This window comes from Halomonas sp. TG39a, assembly GCF_000744395.1.
In the GTDB taxonomy this organism is placed as follows: Bacteria; Pseudomonadota; Gammaproteobacteria; order Pseudomonadales; family Halomonadaceae; genus Vreelandella; species Vreelandella ventosae_B.
The window spans coordinates 3,307,885-3,330,290 of sequence record NZ_JQLV01000001.1; the positions used below are offsets into that span (position 1 = coordinate 3,307,885).

Genomic DNA, 22,406 nt, shown 5'->3' on the forward strand with positions numbered 1-22,406 from the left:
GTGCGCTATAGCTTCTGCCTACCCTATAGACTTTCCAGCAGGCGCAAAATCATTTGCGGCTGCTGGTTGGCCTGGGCCAACATAGCAATGCCTGCCTGCTGAAGGATCTGCGCGCGAATAAGGTTGGAAACTTCCTTAGCGTAATCGGCATCCTGGATACGCGACCGGGCATCGGAGGTATTAACAATGCTGTTATTAAGCCCATCAATCACACTTTCAAAGCGGTTCTGCACGGCGCCCAAATAGCTGCGCTGTTGATCTAACCGTTTGATCGCGTCATCCACCATATCGATAGGGTTGCCAGTCCCAGTGCCATCGTCCAATACAGTTAGGCCTTCCAGCCCCAACCCCTGTAAATTCATGGCATCAAAGCGAACGGCAATGCTATCACCCGCGTTCGCGCCCACCTGGATATTCAATGACTGAGTGTCGTTCAACAGCCCAATACCGTTGAACTTACTCTGCCCGGCAACGCGGTCAATCTCTTCCATGCGCTGGCCAATCTCGGCTTGGATCGAAGCAAGATCATTAGAAGAGTTGGTGCCGTTAGCCGCTTGTACGCTCAGCTCACGGATGCGCTGGAGGTTATCGTTAATCTGATTGAGTGAGCCTTCCGCCGTCTGCACCATGGAGATGCCATCATTGGTGTTGCGGATCGCCTGGGTCATGCCTTTAATTTGTGACGTCATGCGATTGGCTATCGCCTGACCAGCGGCGTCATCTTTGGCACTATTAATGCGCAGCCCAGAAGAGAGGCGCTGCATCGCGGTCTGCATGGCCTGCTGACTGCCACGCAGATTGTTCTGCACGGTTAGCGACATTAAATTGGTATTTAGGCTGAGCAACGCACGCCTCCAGGGAAGTTAGCGCGCCGATGGACGGCGGCTACAACGTTACTATCGGCCTAAACGCCAAAATCATGAATACTTTTGAAGTTCAAGACGGCGACCACTGCTCGCCAGCACTTCGTCGACGGGCTTTTTCACATAGTCGTGCTTAAAGTAGCCGTCATCAACGACCTCCCCATCCCAGGCCACAATGTCCAGATCCATCGTACGCGGTCCCGATTTAATCGCCCCCCGAACACGCCCCAGACGATCTTCCACCCCTTTGAGGTAAGTGCGAAACGCTTCACGCTCAAGCGGTGTGCTCACCAACAGGGCGGCATTTAGAAAGTCGGGCTGCTGCTGATACCCCACCGGACTGGTGCGAATCGTTTTGGAACGGGCTAATAAATTGCACTCTCGACTAATAATATCAAGCGCTTGAACCACATAGTGGTCGGGATCGATGTTAGAACCTAGAGAGATTAAGCACTCATGGAGCGCGGCAGAGTATGGGGCAGACAACGTCGGTGGTGGCATAGCGACATCCTGTTCAAAGTGACGTCTTTAGAACCGCCCTGGCATAGGACACTTCTTTTAACCTCTCTAATCTAGCGCTTTGCGTAAGCTCTGTATAAGTTATTGACAAACGCTGCACTCACGCAGAAAGTCTTCCTATACCAATAAAATAATAGGGAACGCTGTATGCACCAACAAGCTGCTCTGATAACCGGCGGTGCCACCCGTTTGGGACGCTACTTTTCCGAAGCCCTGGCCGATGCGGGTTACGACATTGCTCTACACGTTAATCGCTCGCGGGAGGAGGCTGAAGAGGTCGCCAGCGGTATCCGCGTCAAAGGGCGGGAGTGTGAAATATTTTCCTGCGACTTTTTACACGACGACTTAAACGGCTTTATTCAGTCAGCGAAGCGCCGTTTTCCTGGGCTTAGCCTGCTGCTAAACAGCGCTTCCGCCTATGAGCCAGCGCCGATTGCGGCGACCGAACTGACGATGTTGGAGACTCAGTTTCGGGTCAATATGTTTACCCCACTGCTGCTCACACGCCACTTTGCCGAGGCGGTACAAGAGGGTCAGGTGATCAATATCATCGATAACAAGGTGGCCTATCACCAGTACCCCTACGCAGCGTATCTGCTGTCGAAAAACAGCCTGGCGGAGATGACCCGCATGGCAGCACTGGAGTTCGCCCCGCGCATTCGCATTAATGGCATCGCCCCTGGCGTTGTGCTGCCTGCCTCCCAGCGCACCAGCGACTATATTGAGTGGCGTATTGATGGCATTCCGCTAAAGCGCCAGGGCGCTCCCGAGCATCTTGTACAAGCTTTGCACTATTTATTGGACAACCCCTTTGTGGCGGGGCAAATTCTGTTTGTGGATGGCGGTGAGTCCATCAATCTGGAAGGTCGGCACTCAGAAAACTATAGCCATTAAATAAAACAACCCTCTTGAAACGCAGCGGGGCCGCCCGAAGGCGGCCCCGCTGCAGCTTTTGATAACAACCACATCATGACGTCGATATATTAGGTTTCATCGACATCATCGTGGTCGGGCTTCAGGTGATCCGGCTCGCTGGTTTGCTGCACCCCTTGCGGGGTGTCGCTCTTAGCCGCCGGTGTCACTACCGCGGACTCCTCCACTTTCTTCTCTTTAGCGGTCGATTCCAGTACCCGCACATGGGCAGGCGGTGGATTACCATTTTTATTATCGCCAAAGTAGAGCGTCGTGTGCGGGAAGGGGATTTCGATACCCGCCTCATCAAAGCGCAGTTTCACCAAGCGGTTGTAGGCACGGCCAACGGCCCACTGGTCACCGGGCGTGGTTTTGATGACCACCCGGATATTCACAGAGCTATCCGCCAGTGCGGTCACACCCGCCACGGTCAGGTCGGCTAGCAGCTTGGTACCATGTTCTTCGCTCGCTTTGAGGTCCTCAAAGGCCAGCTTGAGCTGCTCAATGGCTTCATCGATGCTTTCGCTGTAGCCAATGCCGTACTCGCCCACATGGTTGCCGTACTCGCGCATGTAGTTAGACACCGTGTCGACACTCGAGAACGGTACGATGTGGTAGGTGCCGGATAGATCGCGAATCCCCACCGAGCGGATACTGAGCCGTTCGGCGGTTCCCGTCACGCCGCCTACGGTGACTACATCGCCGGTGTTCATGGCATTTTCTACCTGAATAAACACCCCAGTGATCACATCCTGCACCAGCTTCTGGGCGCCAAAACCAATCGCCAGACCCAACACACCGGCACCGGCAATCAGCGGGCCAATATTGATGCCAATTTCCGACAGCACGATCATGCCGGTAATGGTCACCATGGCGATTGCCAGCGCATTGCGGAACAGGCTGAGCAAGGTTTTCGCTCGTGCCGACGGTTCGCCGTAGCCGGTCTCCGGGTTGAGCTTGTGCTCAATCAGGCTCGCCAGACCCAGCCAAACGGCTAGCGCCACAATCAAAATCACCGTAACGCTGGAGAGATTACCAACCAGCGTGGCACCGCCTTCAGAGGCGTACCAGGCAGCGAGATCAAAGGCGCCCCAAGCGTTCAGCACCACCATGATAACGACAATCAGAATGATCGTACGCAGCACGCGTAGCGCATTAGGCACATAGCTGTTCAAGCGCTTCTCAAGCAGGGGCAGCTTGCGCCGCAGGTCGTCCGACAGCGTGATACGGCGACCAATCGTCTGGGTAAGAAAAGACGATACCAACAGCCCAACCACAATCGCGGCCAGCGACTTGAGGGTGGCGTACATCACAAACGGCAACGCATCGCCGGGGCGGGTTAGCGTCAGTACAAACACGATCAAGAAATACAGCAGCGCAAACAAATGCCAGGTGCGCGCAAACAGCTGCAGCGAGACGCGGCTGGCGGTTAAGGTTGTTTTTGCCGCCATTTCGTTCAGGTTATCGCGCAGGCGGGTGCGGTTTCTCAGCACCACAACCACCGCGTAGATAAACGCCAACAGCATAATCAGCGTGCCAACGGCTTGACCCAGCGAGGCCGCCACATAGAAGTTGACCAGCGGTACGACCACCATCAAGCCGTAACCGACCATGCCGATCAAACGCGCTAACCAGCGGTTCCAGTAAGACGCTTCTTGAGCAGAAATAGGCAGTAGACGCAGCCCTTCGTAGCGCGACGAGAACAGCATCCGCACAGCGGCTTTAAGCAGTTCAATAATTAAGAACGCATTTAGAAACAGCGAGGCGCGGGTCGAAAGCTCGCCGGTTTCCCCAACCGCAAACGTTGCCACCAAATTACCGCCCACATAGGCCAAACCGACGAGCAGTATATCGATGACCGCCGCAATCGCTACGCAGGCAATCAAGCGCAGGACAGGTGTTAAATTATTGCCATGTAGGGACCAGCCACTGATTTTGGTAAACAGCGGCTTGGCGACGCGCCGGAAAAGCATAAACATCGCAAAGGTGGCGACAATGACGATACCCAGATTGATCGCCGCACTGATGAACGCTGCCATATCAAAGACACTGTCTGCCTCCCCACCAGAGAACAGACCACCCACGATGCTAACCACTTGCTCAAACTGCCCCCCCACATCGCTGACTACACGACTGGTGAGTTCAGCTAACTGGCGCGGCAATGAGACATCTTCAGGCGCTATCTCACTGCCCTGAGCGGCGGCTTCTGGCGAGAGGTCGCTGGCGACGCCGTCGGGTAGCGCCGAGGCCTGATTACGCAATATCTCAATCAATTCTTGTCGTGACTGCTCATCTGCCAACAGGTTTGCCAAGGCCTCGTAAGAAGTAGGCGCCGCCTCTGTTGTTGTTTCTGAGCTTTCCGCGCTAGCCGATTCACTCGGCGTGCTCTGCGCCATTGCTGGCGTGGCCATGATGGCAATCATTGCCAACAGCCAGACACCTAGCCAGGGTAATAAACGAAGTGGCTTCACACCTCAACCTCCTTTTTGGTGAGTGTTGTGTTCAATCTAACGGCTGCCTGATTTTACGCAAGCTAACATTAGGCTCCCGATATTGCTTACACTTTACACGGACACTTTATACTAACAAGGCAGCTTGTTAAAAAGTTGTACAGGTTAACATGACTTGATTCATAAGGCGTTTTACTGGCACAGCGGCAATAGCCACTGCTGTGCCAGCAGTATAACTACTGCGTAACGCGCGCCTTTGGCGACTACGATCCAAGCCAGCGCCCGCCACCAGGGCAGCCGGAATACACCGGCCAGCACGGTAAGCGGGTCACCAATAATCGGTGCCCAGGAAATCAGCAGGCTCAGTTCGCCAAAGCGGTGATACCAGCCCTCTGCGCGCGCCAAGCTGCGTGGCGATGCGGGGAACCAGCGGCGGCCTTGAAACTGGCGTGCGTAGCGCCCCATGGCGACGTTGATCATGCTGCCGAGGGTGTTGCCCGCCGTGGCCACCAACCACAGCCCCAAGGGCGGCTCGCCGAGACACCACAGCCGAGCGAGCCACACTTCCGACCCGCCGGGTAGCAGCGTTGCGCTGACCAGGGCGACAAAAAACAGGCTTACCATAACCTCAGCGACCCACGTTAACGTGGCACCTGCCCACCCAACTGCTGGGTTATTTCATCGGCCATTTGGCGCACCAGCGCCCCCAGGGTTAGTAAACGCGCTTCCGGAATTCGCGCTACGGGCCCTGAAACCGAAATCGCCGCCAGCGGCGCGCCGTGCTCATCGAACACACAGGCGGCCACGCAGTGCAGGCCAACGGCATGCTCTTCCCGATCGCAGGCAAAGCCTTGGACGCGAATCTGCTCCGTTTCCTCTTGTAAGGTATCGGGTTGATAGAGCGTATTTTCTGTCACTCTGGCAAGCGCTTGGCCATCCAGCAATTGAGCGCGCTGGTCATCGGGCATCCACGCCAGCAGCGCTTTACCTACCCCAGAGGCATGCAGCGGCGCGCGGGAGCCTAGGCGAGTAATCATGCGCATCATTTGCGGGGATTCGTGCTGAGCGAGAAACACCGCGGTCGCCCCATCGCGAATACCTAAATTAGCGGTCTCGCCGGTTTCCGCGGTTAAACGGCGCAGAAAGGGACGGCTAGTGGCCACCACGTCGCGGGCTTCAAGAAAGCTATTGCCGATACGGAAGGTTTTGACATCAATACGCCACAGACCCTGCTCGTTCTCCTGGGTCACAAATCCCTGGCTCTGCAAGGCTTGCAACAGCCGATGGGTGGTCGACGGCGCCAATTCGGCCATCTCTGCCACTTCTGAAAGGGCTAACCCAAGCGGGCTGGCCGCTAGGTACTCCAACAGCGTTAAGCCACGTACCAGCGACTGGCTATGGCCTCCGCTAGCTTTGGCGGTACTCGCCGGACGACCGACCGTCCTGCGTTTGGCTTCACTCACCTGGCTTTCTCCTAAAAGACGCTCCCAAAAGCGCTCCTACTACTTACTGAAAGCGCCCTTGCTGACGGCGCCTTCCCTAAAACACAAAGGGCGTCAGGATAACGTGACAGCACGGCGATTGTCGCGTTTACGGAAACGAATTCCATTCATTCAGCGATGGTACGTCAGCGATGCCGCCAGTGCGGTGGCCGCTTGGCGATAAACGCATCAATCCCCTCGCTCACATCCTCGGCTAACATATTGCAGGCCATGGTTTCCCCGGCAAAGGCGTAGGCTTCGTCGAGCGGCATGGAAAGCTGGTGGGCAAACATGGCTTTTCCGGTACGCACCGCAACGGCGCTTTTAGCGCAAATACTGGCCGTCAGCTCTTGAATTGCCTCATCCAGTGCATCGTCTTCTGCCACGCGGTTAACCAAGCCCCACTCGGCGGCCAGCTCGGCGCTGACAAATTCGCCGGTAAGCAGCATCTCCATGGCACGCTTACGGGCAACGTTGCGAGAGAGCGCTACCGCCGGGGTGGAGCAAAACAGGCCAACATTGATACCCGAAACAGCAAAGCGGGCGCTGCGCGCGGCGACGGCAAGATCACAGCTCGCGACGAGTTGGCAGCCCGCGGCGGTGGCGATACCTTGCACTTTGGCAATCACTGGCACCGGCAAATGCACAATGGCCTGCATCACTTCGCTACAGCGGGTAAACAGCGCTTGGTAGTAGGCTTTATCGGGGTGGGCGCGCATCTGCTTCAGGTCATGCCCGGCGCAGAAGGCTTTCCCTTCGGCGGCAATGATCACACAGCGCACACTGCTATCGTCGGCAATATCGGCTAACGCATCGTGAAGCGCTTCCAGCATGGCTTCCGAGAGCGCGTTAAAGCGCTCTGGAGTGTTCATCGTCAGCGTCACAACGCCTTGGTGGTCAAGACGCTGCAGGATAGTGGAAGGTGTAGATAGGCTTTCAGGTGTAATGGGCATGGTGAACTCCTGGGTGAGTAACACGTTGCCCATCAGTCTAGCGCACACGATCAACTTACAATGTGCTGTCTCATTTTTTCATTAGCCGGGTATCGCGGCCTAGCGGATGCGGTTCGCCGCGCTGTTTCGCTAGATCAATTTGACGTTGGCGTTCGCGGGCCGCCGCGCGAGTCTTCTCCGGCAGCGAATCGATGCAGTGGGGGCAGCTAATGCCCGGTTCGTACGCAGAAGACTGCATATCTTCTGCGGAGATGGGCATGCGGCAAGCGTGGCACTGTTCGAACTCACCTTTGCTCAAATCGTGGCGCACCGTGACCCGGTTATCGAACACAAAACACTCACCTTTCCATAGCGACTGCTCTTCCGGTACTTTTTCCAGGTAGTTCAGCACGCCGCCTTTCAGGTGGTAGACCTCTTCAAAGCCCTCTTTAAGCATAAAGCTGGAGGCTTTTTCACAGCGGATGCCGCCGGTGCAGAACATCGCCACTTTTTTATGTTTTTCCGGGTCGTAGTGCTCGCGCACGTACTCGGGAAACTCACGGAAAGTGGTGGTTTTAGGATCGATCGCCCGCTCGAAGCTGCCAATCGCCACTTCGTAATCGTTGCGGGTATCGATCACCAGCACTTCCGGGTCGGCAATGATGTCGTTCCAATTTTCCGGCTCAACGTAGGTGCCTACGGTGTCGTTGGGGTCGATATCGGGCACGCCGAGGGTGACGATCTCTTTTTTGAGTTTGACCTTGGTGCGGTAGAACGGCGTTTCTTCGCAGTAGGACTCTTTATGGTCAATATCAGCGAGACGCGGGTCGGCGGTGAGCCATGCCAATAATCCGTCAATGCCCTCGCGGCTGCCCGCCACCGTGCCATTGATACCCTCTTTGGCGAGCAGCAAGGTGCCTTTCACGCCGTTATCCAGCATGGTTTGGCGCAGCGGCTCGCGCAGCGCTTCGAAGTCGTTCAAGGTGACAAATTTGTACAGCGCTGCGACCACGATGGGTGGCACTGGGTTAGGCATAGCAGTGGGTACTGACATGTAAAGCTCCTGGTAGTCACCCTCGTAAAGGGCGGACCGGGTTAAAAGACGCGCACATTTTAGCGCAATCCGCGCCGGAAAACGTCGATTTATTCGACAGAACCGTACTGAAAGCTTCACCCCACGCAGCCGCTGTGAGGCGTATATTGTCACTATTCACTCACGCAACTCGCGGAGAACACCATGATTATTCGTCGTTCTAATGAGCGGGGCTTTGCTGACCACGGCTGGCTACGCTCTTTTCATACCTTTTCATTTGCCAACTATATGGATCCCAAGCATATGGGATTCCGCGCCCTGCGCGTCATCAATGAAGACCGCGTGGCGGGTGGCCACGGCTTCGGCGCCCACCCTCACCGGGATATGGAGATTATCTCCTATGTGCTTGAAGGTGAAATGGAGCACAAAGACAACATGGGCAACGGCGAAGTGATGCGCCCAGGCGATGTGCAGCGCATGTCGGCGGGCACCGGCGTGCTGCACAGCGAGTTCAATCACTCGAAGGAGAACGGGCTGCACTTCCTGCAGATCTGGATTGAACCCAAGCAGCTCGGTATCACGCCCAGCTATGAGCAGAAAGCGTTTCCTACCGCCGAGCGTCAAGGCCAGTGGCGGCTGGTGGCTTCTCAAGAAGGGCGCGATGGGTCTGTGAGTATTAACCAGGACCTAAACCTGTACTCAGGCCTGTTTAGCGCGGGCGAACAGATAGCACCACCCCCTTCGCGCTACGCCTGGCTGCATGTAGTGAACGGCGAAATGGAGGTTAACGGCGAGACACTGAGCGCAGGCGATGCCGCAGCGTTTCAGCCGGAAGAGGCCTTCAATCTGACGGGTAAAGAAGCCGGCGAAGTGCTGCTGTTTGACCTTGCTTGATCACCTGCACTCACTAAAACGGCGCCTCCTAAGAGGCGCCGTTTTTTACCGCTTTTGTTGCTAACAGCGTTTTAGCTATTCTGCGCCGAATAGAGCGCACGAATTTTCAGCGTGTGCTCGACCTGCTTCAACGCTTCCAGCGCCTGAGGGCCGTAGGCTTTATCCACATCGATGACCACATAGCCGACTTTCTCGTTGGTCTGCAGGTACTGACCAGAGATGTTAATGCCGTTTTCAGACAGCACACGGTTAATCTGCGACAGCACCCCCGGCACGTTGTCGTGAATATGCAGCAAACGATGCTTGTCCGGGTGAGCGGGCAGCGCCACCTCGGGGAAGTTGACCGAGGTCACGGTGGTGCCGTTGTCGGAGTAAGTGATCAGTTTTTCTGACACTTCGATACCGATGTTCTCCTGGGCTTCCAGGGTAGAGCCACCGATATGCGGCGTCAGAATCACGTTCTCCAGGCCGCGTAGCGGGCTCTCAAACTCTTCGTCGTTGCCTTTCGGCTCGACCGGGAAGACGTCTACCGCCGCGCCGTTGAGATTGCCCGCTTTAAGCGCTTCGGCCAGCGGTTCGATTTCAACGACGCTACCGCGGGAGGCATTGATAAAGATCGCGCCGGGCTTCATGGCGGCAATCTGTTTGGCACCGATCATCCAGCGGGTAGAGGCAAGATCGGGCACGTGCAGGCTGACGACATCAGCGCGGCCCAGCAGCTCTTCAAGGCTTCCCACCTGGTTAGCATTACCCATGCCCAGCTTGGCGATGACATCATAGTAAATGACGTTAAAGCCCAGCGATTCGGCCAGTACCGAAAGCTGCGCACCGATGCTGCCGTAGCCAACGATACCCAGGGTTTTACCGCGCGCTTCATGAGAGTTTTTCGCGGACTTCAGCCAGCCGCCCTGATGGGCGCGGGCGTTTTTCTCAGGGATACCGCGCAGCAGCATAATCGCTTCTGCCAGCACCAGCTCGGCCACTGAGCGAGTATTAGAGTACGGCGCGTTAAATACCGCGATGCCGCGGGTAAGCGCAGCGGTTAAATCGACCTGATTGGTGCCGATACAGAAACAGCCAACGCCTACCAGCTTCTCCGCCGCCTCGAACACGCGCTCCGTCAACTGGGTGCGGGAACGAATACCGATGAAGTGAACATCGCGGATCTTGTCGATCAGCGCCTCTTCATCAAGCGATGTGGGCAGGTGCTCGATATTTTCATAACCGGCGTTGTGAAAATTGTCCACCGCACTTTGGTGGACGCCCTCGAGTAGCAGGATCTTGATCTTGCTCTTGTCCAGGGACGTTTTGGCCATGGCTGAATCAACCTCTATGGTCGGCGGCATGCGCCGTGTATCGGTTCACGGGAGGCGCATATCGTAGCACAGCCCGCGTCGTTCAGGCCGGGTGTGAATGATGAAAAGTCTGCGTGCTGACGATGAATGAACCGCAAGTCGCGCAACAAGCTGTATTGAAGAGGGCAGACGCCGCCCCCCAGCCTCGGTGTATACTGTGGGCTTATTTTAAAAAATACCGGTTTGTAGGCACCCCCAATGAGCGACACGACACCACCCCCGCAGGACTTTGCCGCGACGGTTGAGCAACTTGAATCCATCGTTGAACGTCTTGAGTCAGGCGAGCTCTCATTGGAAGATGCACTGACCGCGTTTGAACAGGGCGTGCGGCTAACCCGCGATGCCCAGCAGCGTCTGGATAGCGCCGAACTTAAGGTGCGGGCGCTGAGTGAAGACAGCGAAGGGCGTTTAAATGTAGCGCCCTTCGCTGGCCCCGACGACCCCAAGGATGCGGCCGAGGATGAAAGCAAGGAGACGCCCCCATGGTAGCCATGCAGCCTAGCCAGCTTGCCACCCTGCGCCAGACCAGCAATGCCCGCGTGGACGCTACGCTAGCGGCACTGTTTGATAGCCGCCCAGCGGTAGCGCCCAGGCTTGAAGCCGCCATGCGCCATGGCCTGCTGGCCGGTGGCAAACGCCTGCGCCCGCTGCTGGTGTATATGGCTGGGCACGCGCTAGGGGCTAACGACGACGCCCTGGACGCCCCCGCCGCCGCCATTGAGTTAATCCACGCCTATTCGTTGATCCATGATGATTTACCCGCTATGGATGACGACGACCTGCGCCGTGGTCAGCCCACGGTGCATAAAGCCTTTGATGAAGCGAGCGCGATTCTCGCCGGCGATGCCCTGCAGGCACTGGCGTTTGAAGTGCTGGCCAGCAACGCTCATCCACGGCTGGGCCATTTGGTGCACACCTTGGCGGCGGCTTCTGGCCGGGATGGCATGGTGGCCGGGCAAGCGCTGGATTTAGACGCCGTCGGCGGCCACCCGGATGTCGACGCTCTTGCACACATGCACGCTCATAAAACCGGCGCTCTGATTGTCGCCGCCGTGCGTCTGGGTGGCCTGGTTGCGGTCGCCGACGATGACCCCCGTTTAAATGCGCTTACTCGCTACGCTCGCGCCATTGGACTAGCCTTTCAGATTCACGACGACATCCTGGATGTGACCGGCGATACCGTTACCCTAGGCAAAACGTCAGGCGCCGATGCCGCACGCGCGAAGCCTACCTACCCCAGCCTGCTGGGATTAGAGGGCGCTCAACGCAAAGCGCACAGCCTGATTGACGAGGCCATTGCCGCGCTCGCCCCACTGGGCGAACGTGCCGCACCGCTGGCCGACTTAGCCCACTATATGATCGAGCGCGACCACTAAAGATGCCCATGAAGCTGTTCGACGAGATTCCCCGCGAGCGCCCAGCGACGCCGCTGCTTGACTCTTTTGATCACCCCGCCGCCCTGCGGGCCATGAATACCCAACAGCTCGACCAACTGGCCGACGAGCTGCGCGCCTACCTGCTGTATAGCGTGGGCGTTTCCGGCGGCCACTTTGGCGCCGGGCTCGGCGTGGTCGAGTTGAGCGTTGCCCTGCACCATGCCTTTAATACGCCCCACGACCGTTTAGTCTGGGACGTTGGCCATCAAGCGTATCCACACAAGATTCTTACCGGCCGCCGCGAAACGATGTTGAGTATTCGCCAGCATGGCGGCTTGGCGGCGTTTCCCCGCCGTGCCGAGTCCGAGTACGACACCTTCGGCGTCGGTCACTCCAGCACCTCGATTTCGGCGGCGCTAGGGATGGCACTGGCAGCCAAGGCACAGGGCAATAAGCGCCGCGTTTGCGCGATTATTGGCGACGGTGCACTCACCGCCGGCATGGCCTTTGAAGCCCTCGCCCACGCGGGCCACGTAGATGCCAACCTACTGGTAGTGCTCAACGACAATGAAATGTCGATTTCCGAAAACGTCGGCGGCATGGCGACCTACCTTGCCCGGGTGCTCTCCAGCAAGCCCTACCTCAAAATACGCGAAGAGGGCAAAAAAGTGCTTTCGCATCTGCCTGGCGCGTTAGAGCTTGCTCGGCGCACCGAAGAGCATATGAAAGGCATGGTCAGCCCCGCCACACTGTTTGAAGAGATGGGCTTTAACTACGTAGGCCCCATTGATGGCCACGATCTCGATGCACTGACCGAGACGCTGGAGAACCTACGTGACCTCGACGGCCCGCAGTTTCTGCATATCAAAACGGTGAAAGGCAAAGGCTTCCTACCCGCCGAGGCGGATCAGATTGGCTACCACGCCATCACCAAGCTGGAAAAACCCAGCGCTGTTGCCCACACCGGCGGCGCCAAAAAGCCCATCATCAAAGCAGCTGCCGCCAAGAAAAAATACTGCAACGTGTTTGGCGACTGGCTGTGCGACATGGCGGCCACCGACCCGCGCCTAATGGGCATCACCCCCGCCATGCGCGAAGGCTCCGACCTGATTCGCTTCTCTAAAGAGTACCCGCAACGCTATTTTGATGTGGCAATCGCCGAGCAGCATGCGGTGACATTGGCAGCGGGGATGGCCTGCGAAGACATGAAGCCGGTGGTGGCGATTTACTCCACCTTTTTGCAGCGCGGCTACGACCAGCTTATTCATGACGTCGCCGTGCAGAATCTGGACGTCACTTTTGCGATTGATCGCGCGGGTTTAGTGGGCGAAGACGGCCCCACGCACCACGGCAGCATGGATCTCTCCTTTCTGCGTTGCGTGCCCGGCATGGTGATTCTGGCCCCGGCGGATGAAGCCGAGTGCCGCGCCATGCTGAGTGCGGCCTATCATCACCCCGGCCCCGCCGCGGTGCGCTACCCCCGCGGTACTGGCCCAGGCGTAGACATTCCCACACACCTTGAGCCGCTGACCATAGGTAAAGCGGAGGTACGCCGCCATGCCGCCAACGACGGCGTGCGTATTGCGCTACTCGCCTTTGGCAGTCTCAACAGTGCCGCCGCTGAAGTCGCCGAACGACTCAATGCGACCCACATCAATATGCGCTCCATTAAGCCGTTGGATCGCGATGCGGTGCTGCACGCTGCCGACGAGCACGAACTATTGGTGACCCTGGAAGAGAACGTGGTTGCCGGTGGCGCAGGTAGCGCCGTGAATGAGCTGCTCCACGCCGAAGGCGTTCAGGTAGAGGTCCTTAACCTCGGCCTGCCGGACGCCTTTGTAGAGCACGGCACGCCTGCACAGCTGCTTACCGACTGCCAATTGGACATCGAAGGCATCGAGCGCGCCATTCGTGCCCGGCTGCCATAAGCCATTACTTTTAAACTACTTTGAGATTGCTATGCTATTGCTTATTGTTATTTTCGGCCTGATCGGGCTTGCATTTGGCGGCCCTGTGGGCCTCCTGATTGGCGGTGGCCTGGGCTGGTGGCTAGGTAAACGGCTTAGCCGCCGCCTGAATATCGCGCGGATGCGCATCCAGGAAGGCTTTCTGGAGTCGATTTTCTCGGTGATGGGCTGCTTATGCCAAGCCGACGGTAAAGTGACCGACGGCGAGTTGGACGTTGCCGAAAAGCTGTTTGATCAAATGCACCTCCAGGGCGAACAGCGCGCCAAGGCTCGCGCCGCCTTCGAGCGTGGCCGCGCCGATGACTTTAATCTGGAGGCGGAGCTGGCCAACGTTAACCGCCTCACTCAGCGCCAGCCGGTTCTGCGCCAGGTATTTATCCAGGTTCAGCTCACGGCTATCGCTGCTGATGGCGTGCTTCACCCCGCCGAGCACGAGATGATTTTGCGCGTTGCCCGCGGTGTAGGCTGCAGCGACGCTGAAGTGCAGCAGATCGAAGCGATGCTGCACGGCGCCGCCGCCAACTCCCAAGGCGCCAGCGAAGAAGCGCTTAAAGACGCTTACCGCGTGCTAGGGGTTTCTGAAGATGCCAGCGACAGCGAGATCAAAAAAGCCTACCGCCGCCTGATGAGCCAAAACCACCCCGACAAACTGGCTGGCAAAGGCCTGCCCGAAAGCATGCGCGACGTCGCCCAGGCGCGCACCAGCGAAATCGGCAACGCTTACGAGCGGATTCGTGAGGCGCGGGGTAGCACTTAAGAATGGTGCATATAAAAATCGACAGCGTCGCTAACGCCCCGCTAGATTGACGCTGCAATTGTTGCTGACAAGAGGGAGCATGCCATGATCACGCTGTACACTTTCCCCCAATCCCGATCGCTGCGAGCGGCATGGACGCTTGAAGAGTTAGGCCTAGAGTATCAGTGCCAGCATGTGGCGCTGGATACAGGCGAGGGGCAAACAGCCGCGCATTTGGCGCGTCACCCGGATGGCAAGGTGCCAGTTCTTGAAGATGGAGCACTAACGCTATTTGAGTCGGCGCCGATTTGCCGTTACCTAGCGGAGCAGTACGGTGATGGCACGTTACTCCCCAGCGACCCTGCCGCCCGCGCTCAGGTTGACCAGTGGCTCAGCTTTATCGTCACCGAAGTTGAACAGCCGTTATGGAACCAGGCCAAGCATAAATTTGCCCTACCTGCAGATAAGCGCGTTCCCGCTGTGCTACCGGTTTGTGCCTGGGAGTTTCAGCGTGCGTTAAGTGCCCTGGAGCGCCGCTATAACGGTCAAGAAACCTTGGTGGGGAATACCTTTACTCTCGTGGATCTGTTTTTAACCCATACCTTGTCTTGGGCGATTGGCATGAAGCACCGCTTACCCGAACCGCTGATGGCCTATCGCGCACGCCATATTCAGCGTGCCGCGATGGCAAAGGCAATGGAAAAAGAGCAGGCGGCAGCGAAGGGCTAATCAAAACAAACGGCACCTAAGCGCCTGCAAGACCGTTGCTAGTTATGCGAGGCAACGGTTCCTTGCTGTTCCAGGCTAAGCGCCCTTAAAAACCAAGCTCATCAAGTAGATCGTCTACTTGATCCTGCCCTGTTGCCACATCTGTTTTGTCTTTGCCCACCTGTGGCCCATTACGCAGTTTGGCATGCTCATCGCGGTCATCTTCAAGCTTAACGCCATCGGTGACGTTAGGCACATTATCCACTAACACCTGAACAAGCTGCTCTTCGATTAGCTTGATGACTTCGATCATTTTCTTGATCACCTGGCCAGTGAGATCCTGGAAGTCCTGAGCCATCATAATTTCAAGCAGTTCTTTTTGCGTCGCCCCGGTTGCTGTGGGCAGCTTATCGCTCAAAAAGCGCTGCGTATCCTCGACAAGCTGAGGATCACCCTCTACCGCGGCGAGCTTAGCTGCCGCTGCCTGCCAGCGCTTATTAAGAGCCGCGCCTTCTTCTTCAAGGCTATCTTGCACCGGCTGCGCCCGCTCAACGGCGTTCAATGCCCGTTCTGCGGCCTGCTCCGTCATTGAGGCAACGTAGTTAAGCCGGTCATTGGCATCCGGTATCGCTTGCGCCGCCTGGGTAATCTGCTGATCTAAGCCCAGCTCTTTCATGCTGTCCCGCAGCAGGCGCGTTAAGTGGCCAATGCGATGCACCATCTCATCAGTACTGTCTTTTTTGCCCAGTACCGACGGCATGGTCGTGTCGTGGGCGTTGTTAACAGTGCTCATGACAATCCTCTTGTTGGAAAATCTTATTGAATGTGGCTTGTTTACTTTTTACAGTCGCTATCTATACATATACAAACGTATAAAGCCAACATTATGCCTGCTTGTTCAAGTGTCGATTAGCGGTAAAGGCAAGCTATTAACCACCAATTCATGTTACTCACTCAATTTTGTAAGAGATCGCTTACGTTTCTGTCACTGATAGCGTTCCCAAGGGGGCTTAGCGACTACACAGGCGAAGCATGGGGCAAAACGGCACTATAAACGGCAAAGTAGTGACAGATGCTGCCGGCAACCACAAACAGGTGCCAGATCGCATGGTTGTAGGGAATAGCACGCACGGCGTAGAAGATCACCCCTAGCGTATAAGTGATGCCCCCTGCGGCCAGTAGGATGATGCCAGTTTTCGATAAACTCGCCGCCATCTCTCCTGACGCCAGCACGATCATCCAGCCCATAAGCAGATAAATCGCCACGCGTAATACCGAAAAGCGCTGGGGCCATAGCAGTATGCAGGCGATCCCCACCAACGCCAGCGACCACACGGCGGCAAACAAAACCCAGCCTGTAGTGCCGCGCATATTGACGAGTAAGAAAGGTGTGTAAGTACCCGCGATGAGTAAATAAATCGCACAGTGATCGAGTAGCTGAAAACGCTGCTTCCAGCGCCGATGAGGGATGCCGTGGTAAAGGGTCGAGGCGGTATAAAGCAGGACGAGCGTGGTGCCGTAAAGGCTCAGGCTAACAATTTTCCAAGGGTCTACATGGGCGGCGTAGCTCGCGGCCACCAGCAGTACCACCATCCCCACCAGACTGAGCACAGCACCGATACCGTGGGTGATACTGTGCAGCCACTCTTCGACAACGCTAAATTCGCCCTGCTCTTCACATGCGGTTTTCATTTTAGAGCGCTCCTTACGAACTCCTCCTAATAGCACTCCTTCTATCACCCCTTACGCTCAATATCCACATCGCTGGCGTGGGTGAAATCATCCAACGCCATCATATGGCCGAGCTTGCCTGCTTTGGTAGACAGATACTGCTCGTTATGGGGATTCAGGCCGGTGGTGATCGGTAGGCGCTCGACCACATTCACGCCATCGCGGGTGAGGGCATCCACCTTGCGCGGGTTATTGGTCATTAACCTAAGCGATGTCACCCCCAGATGGTTGAGCATTGGCACGCACAGATCGTAGCGGCGCATGTCGGCGCCAAAACCGAGCTGCTCGTTAGCCTCGACCGTGTCGGCGCCTTGATCCTGCAGGTGATAAGCGCGAATTTTGTTTAACAGACCAATACCGCGTCCTTCTTGGCGCAGGTAAAACAGCACGCCGCGGCCCTCTTCAGCGATACGTTTAAGCGCTTCCTGCAGTTGGTAGCCGCAGTCGCAGCGCATGGAAAACAGCGCATCGCCGGTCAAACACTCGGAGTGCACCCGCCCCAACACAGGCTCGTCGCCGGTCACATCACCCAGCGTTAGGGCGATATGATCCTTGCCGGTGGCCTCATCTTCGAAGCCATGCATAGTAAATGTTGCCCAGGGCGTGGGCAGCCGGGAAGCGGCAATGAAGCGAATGGTCACAGGTTACCTCGCTGATTGACCAAACCAGTTAACCACACCAGTGTTGGCAAAGTGGGCCAGTATTCTAACAGGAAGCGGCGCACGCCTCACGTTGGCAAAGAAGCTAAAATCGGCTAATTAGGCGAGAAAAATTGACTGGGTGCGACGATTTTTGCCATCCAGTACGCCGCCCTAGCGGCTATCTTCAAGTACAATTGCGCACATACGATACCCGATACGGCTTTAAGTACGATGCGGGCAAATTTCTTAAGAGCAAGTGCCTATGACCACTACACCTTTGCAAAATGATCGATTCCTTCGTGCGCTAGCGCGCCAGCCCGTCGACCGCACCCCGGTGTGGATGATGCGTCAAGCGGGCCGCTACCTGCCGGAATACCGCGCCAGACGGGCCGATGCAGGCAGCTTTATGGATTTGTGCCGCAACCATGACCTGGCCTGCGAAGTTACCCTGCAGCCTCTAGAGCGCTACCCGCTAGATGCGGCGATTCTGTTTTCAGATATTTTAACTATCCCTGATGCCATGGGCTTGGGTCTCTATTTTGAAACCGGCGAAGGCCCTAAATTCCGCAAAACCGTGCGCACCCCAGAAGAGGTCGCCGCACTCAGCGTCCCCGACGCCGAGCGCGACCTGGATTACGTGATGCGCGCAGTGTCGACCATTCGCCGGGAGTTGAATGGCCGTATGCCGCTGATTGGTTTCTCCGGCAGCCCCTGGACGCTAGCGACGTATATGGTCGAAGGCAGCTCCAGCAAAGACTTCCGCCATCTGAAAACCATGCTTTACGATACGCCGGACACCATGCACCAGTTGCTGGATACGCTGGCGCATGCGGTAACCGACTACCTGAACGCGCAGATTCGTGCCGGCGCCCAGGCGGTGCAAATTTTCGATACCTGGGGCGGCGCGCTTTCTACCCCGGCTTACCTTGAGTTCTCGCTGCGCTATATGGAGCAGATCGTTTCCGGGCTGATTCGCGAGCACGATGGTCGTCGGGTACCTGTGATTTTGTTCACCAAGAATGGCGGCCAGTGGCTTGAGCATATTGCCTGCGCTGGTGCCGATGCGCTGGGTATCGACTGGTCCACCGAGCTTTCAGACGCTCGCGCCCGAGTCGGCCATAAAGTAGCGCTACAGGGTAACCTGGACCCTAATGTGCTGTTTGCCCGCCCCTCCGCCATCCGCGCCGAAGTGGCCCGGGTGCTGGAAAGCTACGGCCACGGCTCTGGTCACGTGTTTAACCTAGGCCACGGTATCAGCCAGTTTACCAATCCCGATAACGTCACCGCCTTTATGGAGGCGCTGCACGAGCTAAGCCCGCAGTATCACCGGGATATACCGACGCACACCCATACACCGCATTCAGGAGCCAATTGATGAGCGAATTACGCGACGACCAGTGGTTTACCGAAGTCTTTGATAGCCACGGCAGCGCTTTCTCACTGAAAATCTCTGCAAAGCTGCTGGATGTACAGAGCCAATACCAGCATTTGGAGGTCTACGCCACTGAGACCTACGGCAACTTAATGGTGCTGGATGGCTGCGTGATGCTGACCGATCGCGATAATTTTCTCTACCACGAGATGATCGCCCATCCGGCGCTGTTCACCCATCAAGACCCCAAGCGGGTAGTGATCATCGGCGGCGGCGACTGCGGCACCTTAAAAGAGGTGCTGCGCCACCCAGGCGTTGAGAAAGTTACTCAGATTGATATCGATGAAGAAGTTACCAAGGCGTCTGAGCGTTTCTTCCCGTCGTTGGTAGAATCGAATCACGACCCGCGCGCCGAGTTGCTGTTCGCCGATGGCGTCAAGTGGGTGGACGATGCACCTGATGAGAGCATCGATGTGCTGATTATCGATTCCACCGACCCGGTTGGGCCTGCTGAAGGACTATTTAAAACCGACTTTTTAAAGCGCTGCCACCGTATTTTGAAAAGCGGCGGCGTCATGGTGCAGCAGAGCGAATCACCGCTTTACCACAGCGGCACAATCATCCGTGAGCTGCGCAACGACATGTTGAAAGCCGGTTTTGACAGCGTTGCAACGCTACCCTTCCCGCAGCCGGTTTATCCCTCAGGCTGGTGGAGCGTGACATTGGCGGGTAAAGCCACCGACGTGAATACCTTCCGCGAGCAGGCAGCCGCCGGCCACGACCTGCCGCTTGAGTACTACAGCGTTGAAGCCCATCGTGGCGCTCTCGCCCTACCGCCGTTTATGCGCAAGGCCTTTGCGACCGAGTAAACGCACTATCGCTTTGCCCGCCTTTAGTCACCGCCCACCTCAGCTTGCCCTATAAAGGTGCAAAGCGGGGTGGGCAATTACCATTCTTGCACCTATACCTTCGTCTCGAATTCGTTGAGTAGCGTTGAAAAGCGCTGAATTAACGCCTGTACCCTTGTTGGCATCTTCCTTGCTAGGTTTAGTTACATGCTACGGCATGCACAAAGATTTCAATCACTGATTTCAATAACCAATTTCAAGAACTTCGAGGGAAACTAAATGTTCAATAAAAAACACCTAGCGCTTCTAGCGTCCGCTGGCTCACTTAGCCTGGCGGGAATGGCGACTGCTCAAGCCGACACCCTGGAAGATACCATTGAGCGTGGCGCCGTTCAGTGTGGTGTGAGCGATGGTTTGCCGGGCTTCTCAGCTCCGGACGACGACGGTAACTGGCAAGGTATCGACGTTGATGTATGCCGCGCTGTAGCGGCAGCGGTACTCGGCGACTCAGAAGCCGTCAACTATATTTCACTCAACGCCGTGGAGCGCTTCACCGCCCTGCAATCAGGTGAAGTCGACGTTCTATCACGTAATACCACTTGGACCACTACCCGCGATACTACTCTGGGCCTGAACTTCACCGGGGTTACTTTTTACGACGGCCAGGGCTTCATGGTATCCCGTGACCTGGGTATTACCGGTGCTGATGAACTCGACGGCGCCTCCATCTGCATTCAGTCTGGCACCACTACCGAGCTGAACCTGGCTGACTACTTCCGTGCTAACGACATGGAATTCAACCCGATCGTATTTGATACCTCTGAGCAAACCGTGGGTGGCTATCAAGCCGGCCGCTGTGACGTGCTAACGTCTGATACCTCTCAGCTGGCAGCGCTACGTATTCAGCTAGATGATCCTGAAGCATCGATGATTCTGTCTGACGTTATTTCCAAAGAGCCACTAGGCCCTGTGGTTCGTCAAGGCGACGACACCTGGTTCAACATTGTGAAATGGTCGCTGTTCGCCATGATCAACGCTGAAGAGTACGGCGTAGACAGCGATAACGTCGACGACATGCTTGAGTCAGAAGATCCCAATATCGCTCGTTTGCTGGGTCAAGACGGCAACTATGGCGAAGAGATGGGCTTAGAAGCTGACTGGGCTTACAACATCATCAGCCAAGTTGGTAACTACGGCCAAACGTTTGACCGTAACGTAGGTATGGATTCACCGCTGGAAATTGAGCGCGGTATTAACGAGCTCTGGACCGAAGGTGGCATTCAGTACGCACCGCCGATTCGCTAAGCGTCTCGCTTGACCCCGGCCCGCCACCCTGTTTTCAGGGGATGGCGGGCCATCTGATTGACCTTCCGTATAGCGGAGACGCCATCCATGTCTGTAAGACCTAACGTTCGCCCCGCCGGCCACAAGCCGCCGTTTTGGCGAGACCGCGCTAAGCGCGCACTTATTTTCCAGCTCATTTTAGTCGCCGTTGTAGCGGCTTTCCTGATCTATATTATCGGCAATACCCAAGCCAACCTGAACGCCCGCGGCATCACCACAGGCTTCGGCTTCCTGGGCAACACAGCCGGCTTTGGTATTGGACAAAGCTTAATCGAGTACTCCTCCCAAAGTACCTACGGCCGCACCTTTGTAATTGGCTTGCTCAATACACTGCTCGTCGGTGGATTGGGGGTGTTAGCTGCCTCGATTATTGGTTTTATCGTCGGTATCGCGCGGCTATCGCCCAATTGGCTGATCGCTCGTCTTGCCAACGCCTATATCGAAACGTTTCGCAATATCCCGCTGCTGCTGCAAATCTTCTTCTGGTACTTCGCTGTGCTGCGTACCTTACCCAGTGCCAGGGAAAGTATGGCGTTTGGCGAAGCCATTTTCCTCAATGTTCGCGGGCTGTACTTACCTCAACCGCTTTTCGAGTCAGGGTTTGGATTGATCCCTCTCACCTTTGTGGTGGCAATCATTGCCAGCATTGCACTGGTTATCTGGAATAAGCGTCGCCACGAGGCCACCGGTAAACGTCTACCGGTTTTCTGGATGTCGCTAGTGATTATTTTTGGCCTGCCGCTGCTGATATTGGTGGCCACTGGAGTCCCGGTCACCTGGGAGATGCCGGTACTGCGCGGCTTTAACTTCGGCGGTGGTATTACCATCATCCCCGAATTTTTGGCCCTGTGGCTGGCGCTGTCTATCTATACTGCTTCTTTCATTGCGGAAATTGTGCGCTCGGGCATCCAGGCTATTCCCCATGGCCAAACGGAAGCTGCCCAGGCATTGAGCTTGCCGCGCAAATTAGTCCTACGTTTGGTGGTCATCCCCCAGGCCATGCGCGTCATCATTCCGCCGCTCACCAGCCAATATCTTAACCTGATTAAAAACTCGTCACTGGCCACCGCCATCGGCTACCCCGACTTAGTCTCGGTTTTTGCCGGCACCACGCTCAACCAGACCGGTCAGGCAATCGAAGTGATTGCCATGACCATGGCGGTATATCTGATCATCAGCTTGCTGGTGTCCATGTTTATGAACTGGTTCAACGCTCGCGTTGCGCTGGTCGAACGCTAGGCCGG

Annotated in this window: 22 protein-coding genes; 11 read left to right on the plus strand and 11 right to left on the minus strand. The window is 56.5% G+C overall.

The annotated features are described in order from the left end of the window. Positions 1-23: 23 nt before the first annotated feature. Both U738_RS14775 and folK read right to left on the minus strand, forming a co-directional pair. Positions 24-845, minus strand: a complete 822-nt coding sequence (locus U738_RS14775; RefSeq protein ID WP_035581862.1) for a flagellin N-terminal helical domain-containing protein — start codon at positions 843-845, stop codon at positions 24-26. A gap of 72 nt (positions 846-917) precedes the next feature. After that, positions 918-1,364, minus strand: a complete 447-nt coding sequence (gene folK / locus U738_RS14780; RefSeq protein WP_050712880.1) for a 2-amino-4-hydroxy-6-hydroxymethyldihydropteridine diphosphokinase — start codon at positions 1,362-1,364, stop codon at positions 918-920. A 165-nt stretch (positions 1,365-1,529) separates the two neighbouring features. Between folK and U738_RS14785 the strand changes: the two genes are divergently transcribed. Beyond that, a complete protein-coding gene (locus U738_RS14785; RefSeq protein WP_035581864.1) occupies positions 1,530-2,276 on the plus strand; it encodes an SDR family NAD(P)-dependent oxidoreductase in 747 nt (248 codons plus the stop codon). Between the two features lie 89 nt (positions 2,277-2,365). On the opposite strand, the gene ybiO is transcribed toward U738_RS14785, so the two are convergent. From ybiO to trhO, 5 genes are all read right to left on the minus strand, one after another. Next, positions 2,366-4,765: a mechanosensitive channel protein gene (gene ybiO, locus U738_RS14790; RefSeq protein WP_035581866.1), complete on the minus strand. Its 2,400-nt coding sequence runs from the start codon at positions 4,763-4,765 to the stop codon at positions 2,366-2,368. A 171-nt stretch (positions 4,766-4,936) separates the two neighbouring features. Continuing rightward, positions 4,937-5,368 (minus strand): YqaA family protein, encoded by a 432-nt coding sequence (locus tag U738_RS14795; protein WP_035581868.1) that lies wholly within the window; start codon positions 5,366-5,368, stop codon positions 4,937-4,939. 17 nt (positions 5,369-5,385) lie between these two features. After that, positions 5,386-6,207, minus strand: coding sequence for an IclR family transcriptional regulator domain-containing protein (locus U738_RS14800; RefSeq protein ID WP_035581870.1), 822 nt, complete (start codon positions 6,205-6,207; stop codon positions 5,386-5,388). 164 nt (positions 6,208-6,371) lie between these two features. Beyond that, positions 6,372-7,178, minus strand: a complete 807-nt coding sequence (locus U738_RS14805; RefSeq protein ID WP_035581871.1) for an enoyl-CoA hydratase — start codon at positions 7,176-7,178, stop codon at positions 6,372-6,374. A gap of 70 nt (positions 7,179-7,248) precedes the next feature. Beyond that, complete coding sequence (gene trhO / locus U738_RS14810) at positions 7,249-8,211, minus strand: oxygen-dependent tRNA uridine(34) hydroxylase TrhO (protein ID WP_035581872.1); 963 nt, start codon at positions 8,209-8,211, stop codon at positions 7,249-7,251. A 183-nt stretch (positions 8,212-8,394) separates the two neighbouring features. On the opposite strand from trhO, the gene U738_RS14815 reads away from it, so the two are divergent. Beyond that, positions 8,395-9,084, plus strand: a complete 690-nt coding sequence (locus tag U738_RS14815) for a pirin family protein (protein WP_035581873.1) — start codon at positions 8,395-8,397, stop codon at positions 9,082-9,084. Positions 9,085-9,155: 71 nt separating this feature from the next. Here U738_RS14815 and serA read toward each other — a convergent pair whose 3' ends face one another. Next, positions 9,156-10,400 carry a phosphoglycerate dehydrogenase gene (gene serA, locus U738_RS14820; RefSeq protein WP_035581874.1) on the minus strand — a complete coding sequence of 415 codons (1,245 nt, stop codon included), beginning with the start codon at positions 10,398-10,400 and terminating at the stop codon, positions 9,156-9,158. 237 nt (positions 10,401-10,637) lie between these two features. Between serA and U738_RS14825 the strand changes: the two genes are divergently transcribed. The 5 genes from U738_RS14825 to U738_RS14845 all read left to right on the plus strand — a co-directional run bounded on the left by U738_RS14825 (position 10,638) and on the right by U738_RS14845 (position 15,247). Then, complete coding sequence (locus U738_RS14825; RefSeq protein WP_035581875.1) at positions 10,638-10,928, plus strand: exodeoxyribonuclease VII small subunit; 291 nt, start codon at positions 10,638-10,640, stop codon at positions 10,926-10,928. Next, positions 10,922-11,815, plus strand: coding sequence for a (2E,6E)-farnesyl diphosphate synthase (gene ispA, locus U738_RS14830; RefSeq protein WP_035581876.1), 894 nt, complete (start codon positions 10,922-10,924; stop codon positions 11,813-11,815). Before U738_RS14825 ends, ispA begins: the two co-directional genes overlap by 7 nt. Positions 11,816-11,817: 2 nt before the next feature. After that, entirely contained in the window at positions 11,818-13,743 is a 1,926-nt protein-coding gene (dxs, locus tag U738_RS14835; protein ID WP_035581878.1) for a 1-deoxy-D-xylulose-5-phosphate synthase, read from the plus strand. A 31-nt stretch (positions 13,744-13,774) separates the two neighbouring features. Continuing rightward, entirely contained in the window at positions 13,775-14,539 is a 765-nt protein-coding gene (gene djlA / locus U738_RS14840; protein WP_035583646.1) for a co-chaperone DjlA, read from the plus strand. 84 nt (positions 14,540-14,623) lie between these two features. Continuing rightward, a complete protein-coding gene (locus U738_RS14845; protein ID WP_035581879.1) occupies positions 14,624-15,247 on the plus strand; it encodes a glutathione S-transferase family protein in 624 nt (207 codons plus the stop codon). Between the two features lie 85 nt (positions 15,248-15,332). Here the strand turns inward: U738_RS14845 and cheZ are convergent, their stop codons facing one another. The 3 genes from cheZ to ribA form a co-directional block, all read right to left on the minus strand. Next, positions 15,333-16,019 carry a protein phosphatase CheZ gene (cheZ, locus tag U738_RS14850; RefSeq protein WP_051912787.1) on the minus strand — a complete coding sequence of 229 codons (687 nt, stop codon included), beginning with the start codon at positions 16,017-16,019 and terminating at the stop codon, positions 15,333-15,335. 224 nt (positions 16,020-16,243) lie between these two features. Then, positions 16,244-16,918 (minus strand): PAQR family membrane homeostasis protein TrhA, encoded by a 675-nt coding sequence (trhA, locus tag U738_RS14855; protein WP_035581881.1) that lies wholly within the window; start codon positions 16,916-16,918, stop codon positions 16,244-16,246. A 44-nt stretch (positions 16,919-16,962) separates the two neighbouring features. Continuing rightward, positions 16,963-17,598 (minus strand): GTP cyclohydrolase II, encoded by a 636-nt coding sequence (gene ribA / locus U738_RS14860; RefSeq protein WP_035581882.1) that lies wholly within the window; start codon positions 17,596-17,598, stop codon positions 16,963-16,965. Between the two features lie 262 nt (positions 17,599-17,860). Here ribA and hemE point away from each other — a divergent pair, with 262 nt between their 5' ends. The 4 genes from hemE (at position 17,861) to U738_RS14880 (ending at position 22,401) form a co-directional block, all read left to right on the plus strand. Then, complete coding sequence (gene hemE, locus U738_RS14865) at positions 17,861-18,973, plus strand: uroporphyrinogen decarboxylase (RefSeq protein WP_035581883.1); 1,113 nt, start codon at positions 17,861-17,863, stop codon at positions 18,971-18,973. Beyond that, on the plus strand, positions 18,973-19,839 hold the full coding sequence (gene speE / locus U738_RS14870; protein ID WP_035581885.1) for a polyamine aminopropyltransferase: 867 nt from the start codon (positions 18,973-18,975) through the stop codon (positions 19,837-19,839). Before hemE ends, speE begins: the two co-directional genes overlap by 1 nt. A 258-nt stretch (positions 19,840-20,097) precedes the next feature. After that, entirely contained in the window at positions 20,098-21,123 is a 1,026-nt protein-coding gene (locus U738_RS14875) for an amino acid ABC transporter substrate-binding protein (RefSeq protein WP_035581887.1), read from the plus strand. A gap of 87 nt (positions 21,124-21,210) precedes the next feature. Further along, on the plus strand, positions 21,211-22,401 hold the full coding sequence (locus tag U738_RS14880) for an amino acid ABC transporter permease (RefSeq protein WP_035581889.1): 1,191 nt from the start codon (positions 21,211-21,213) through the stop codon (positions 22,399-22,401). Positions 22,402-22,406: the final 5 nt, after the last annotated feature.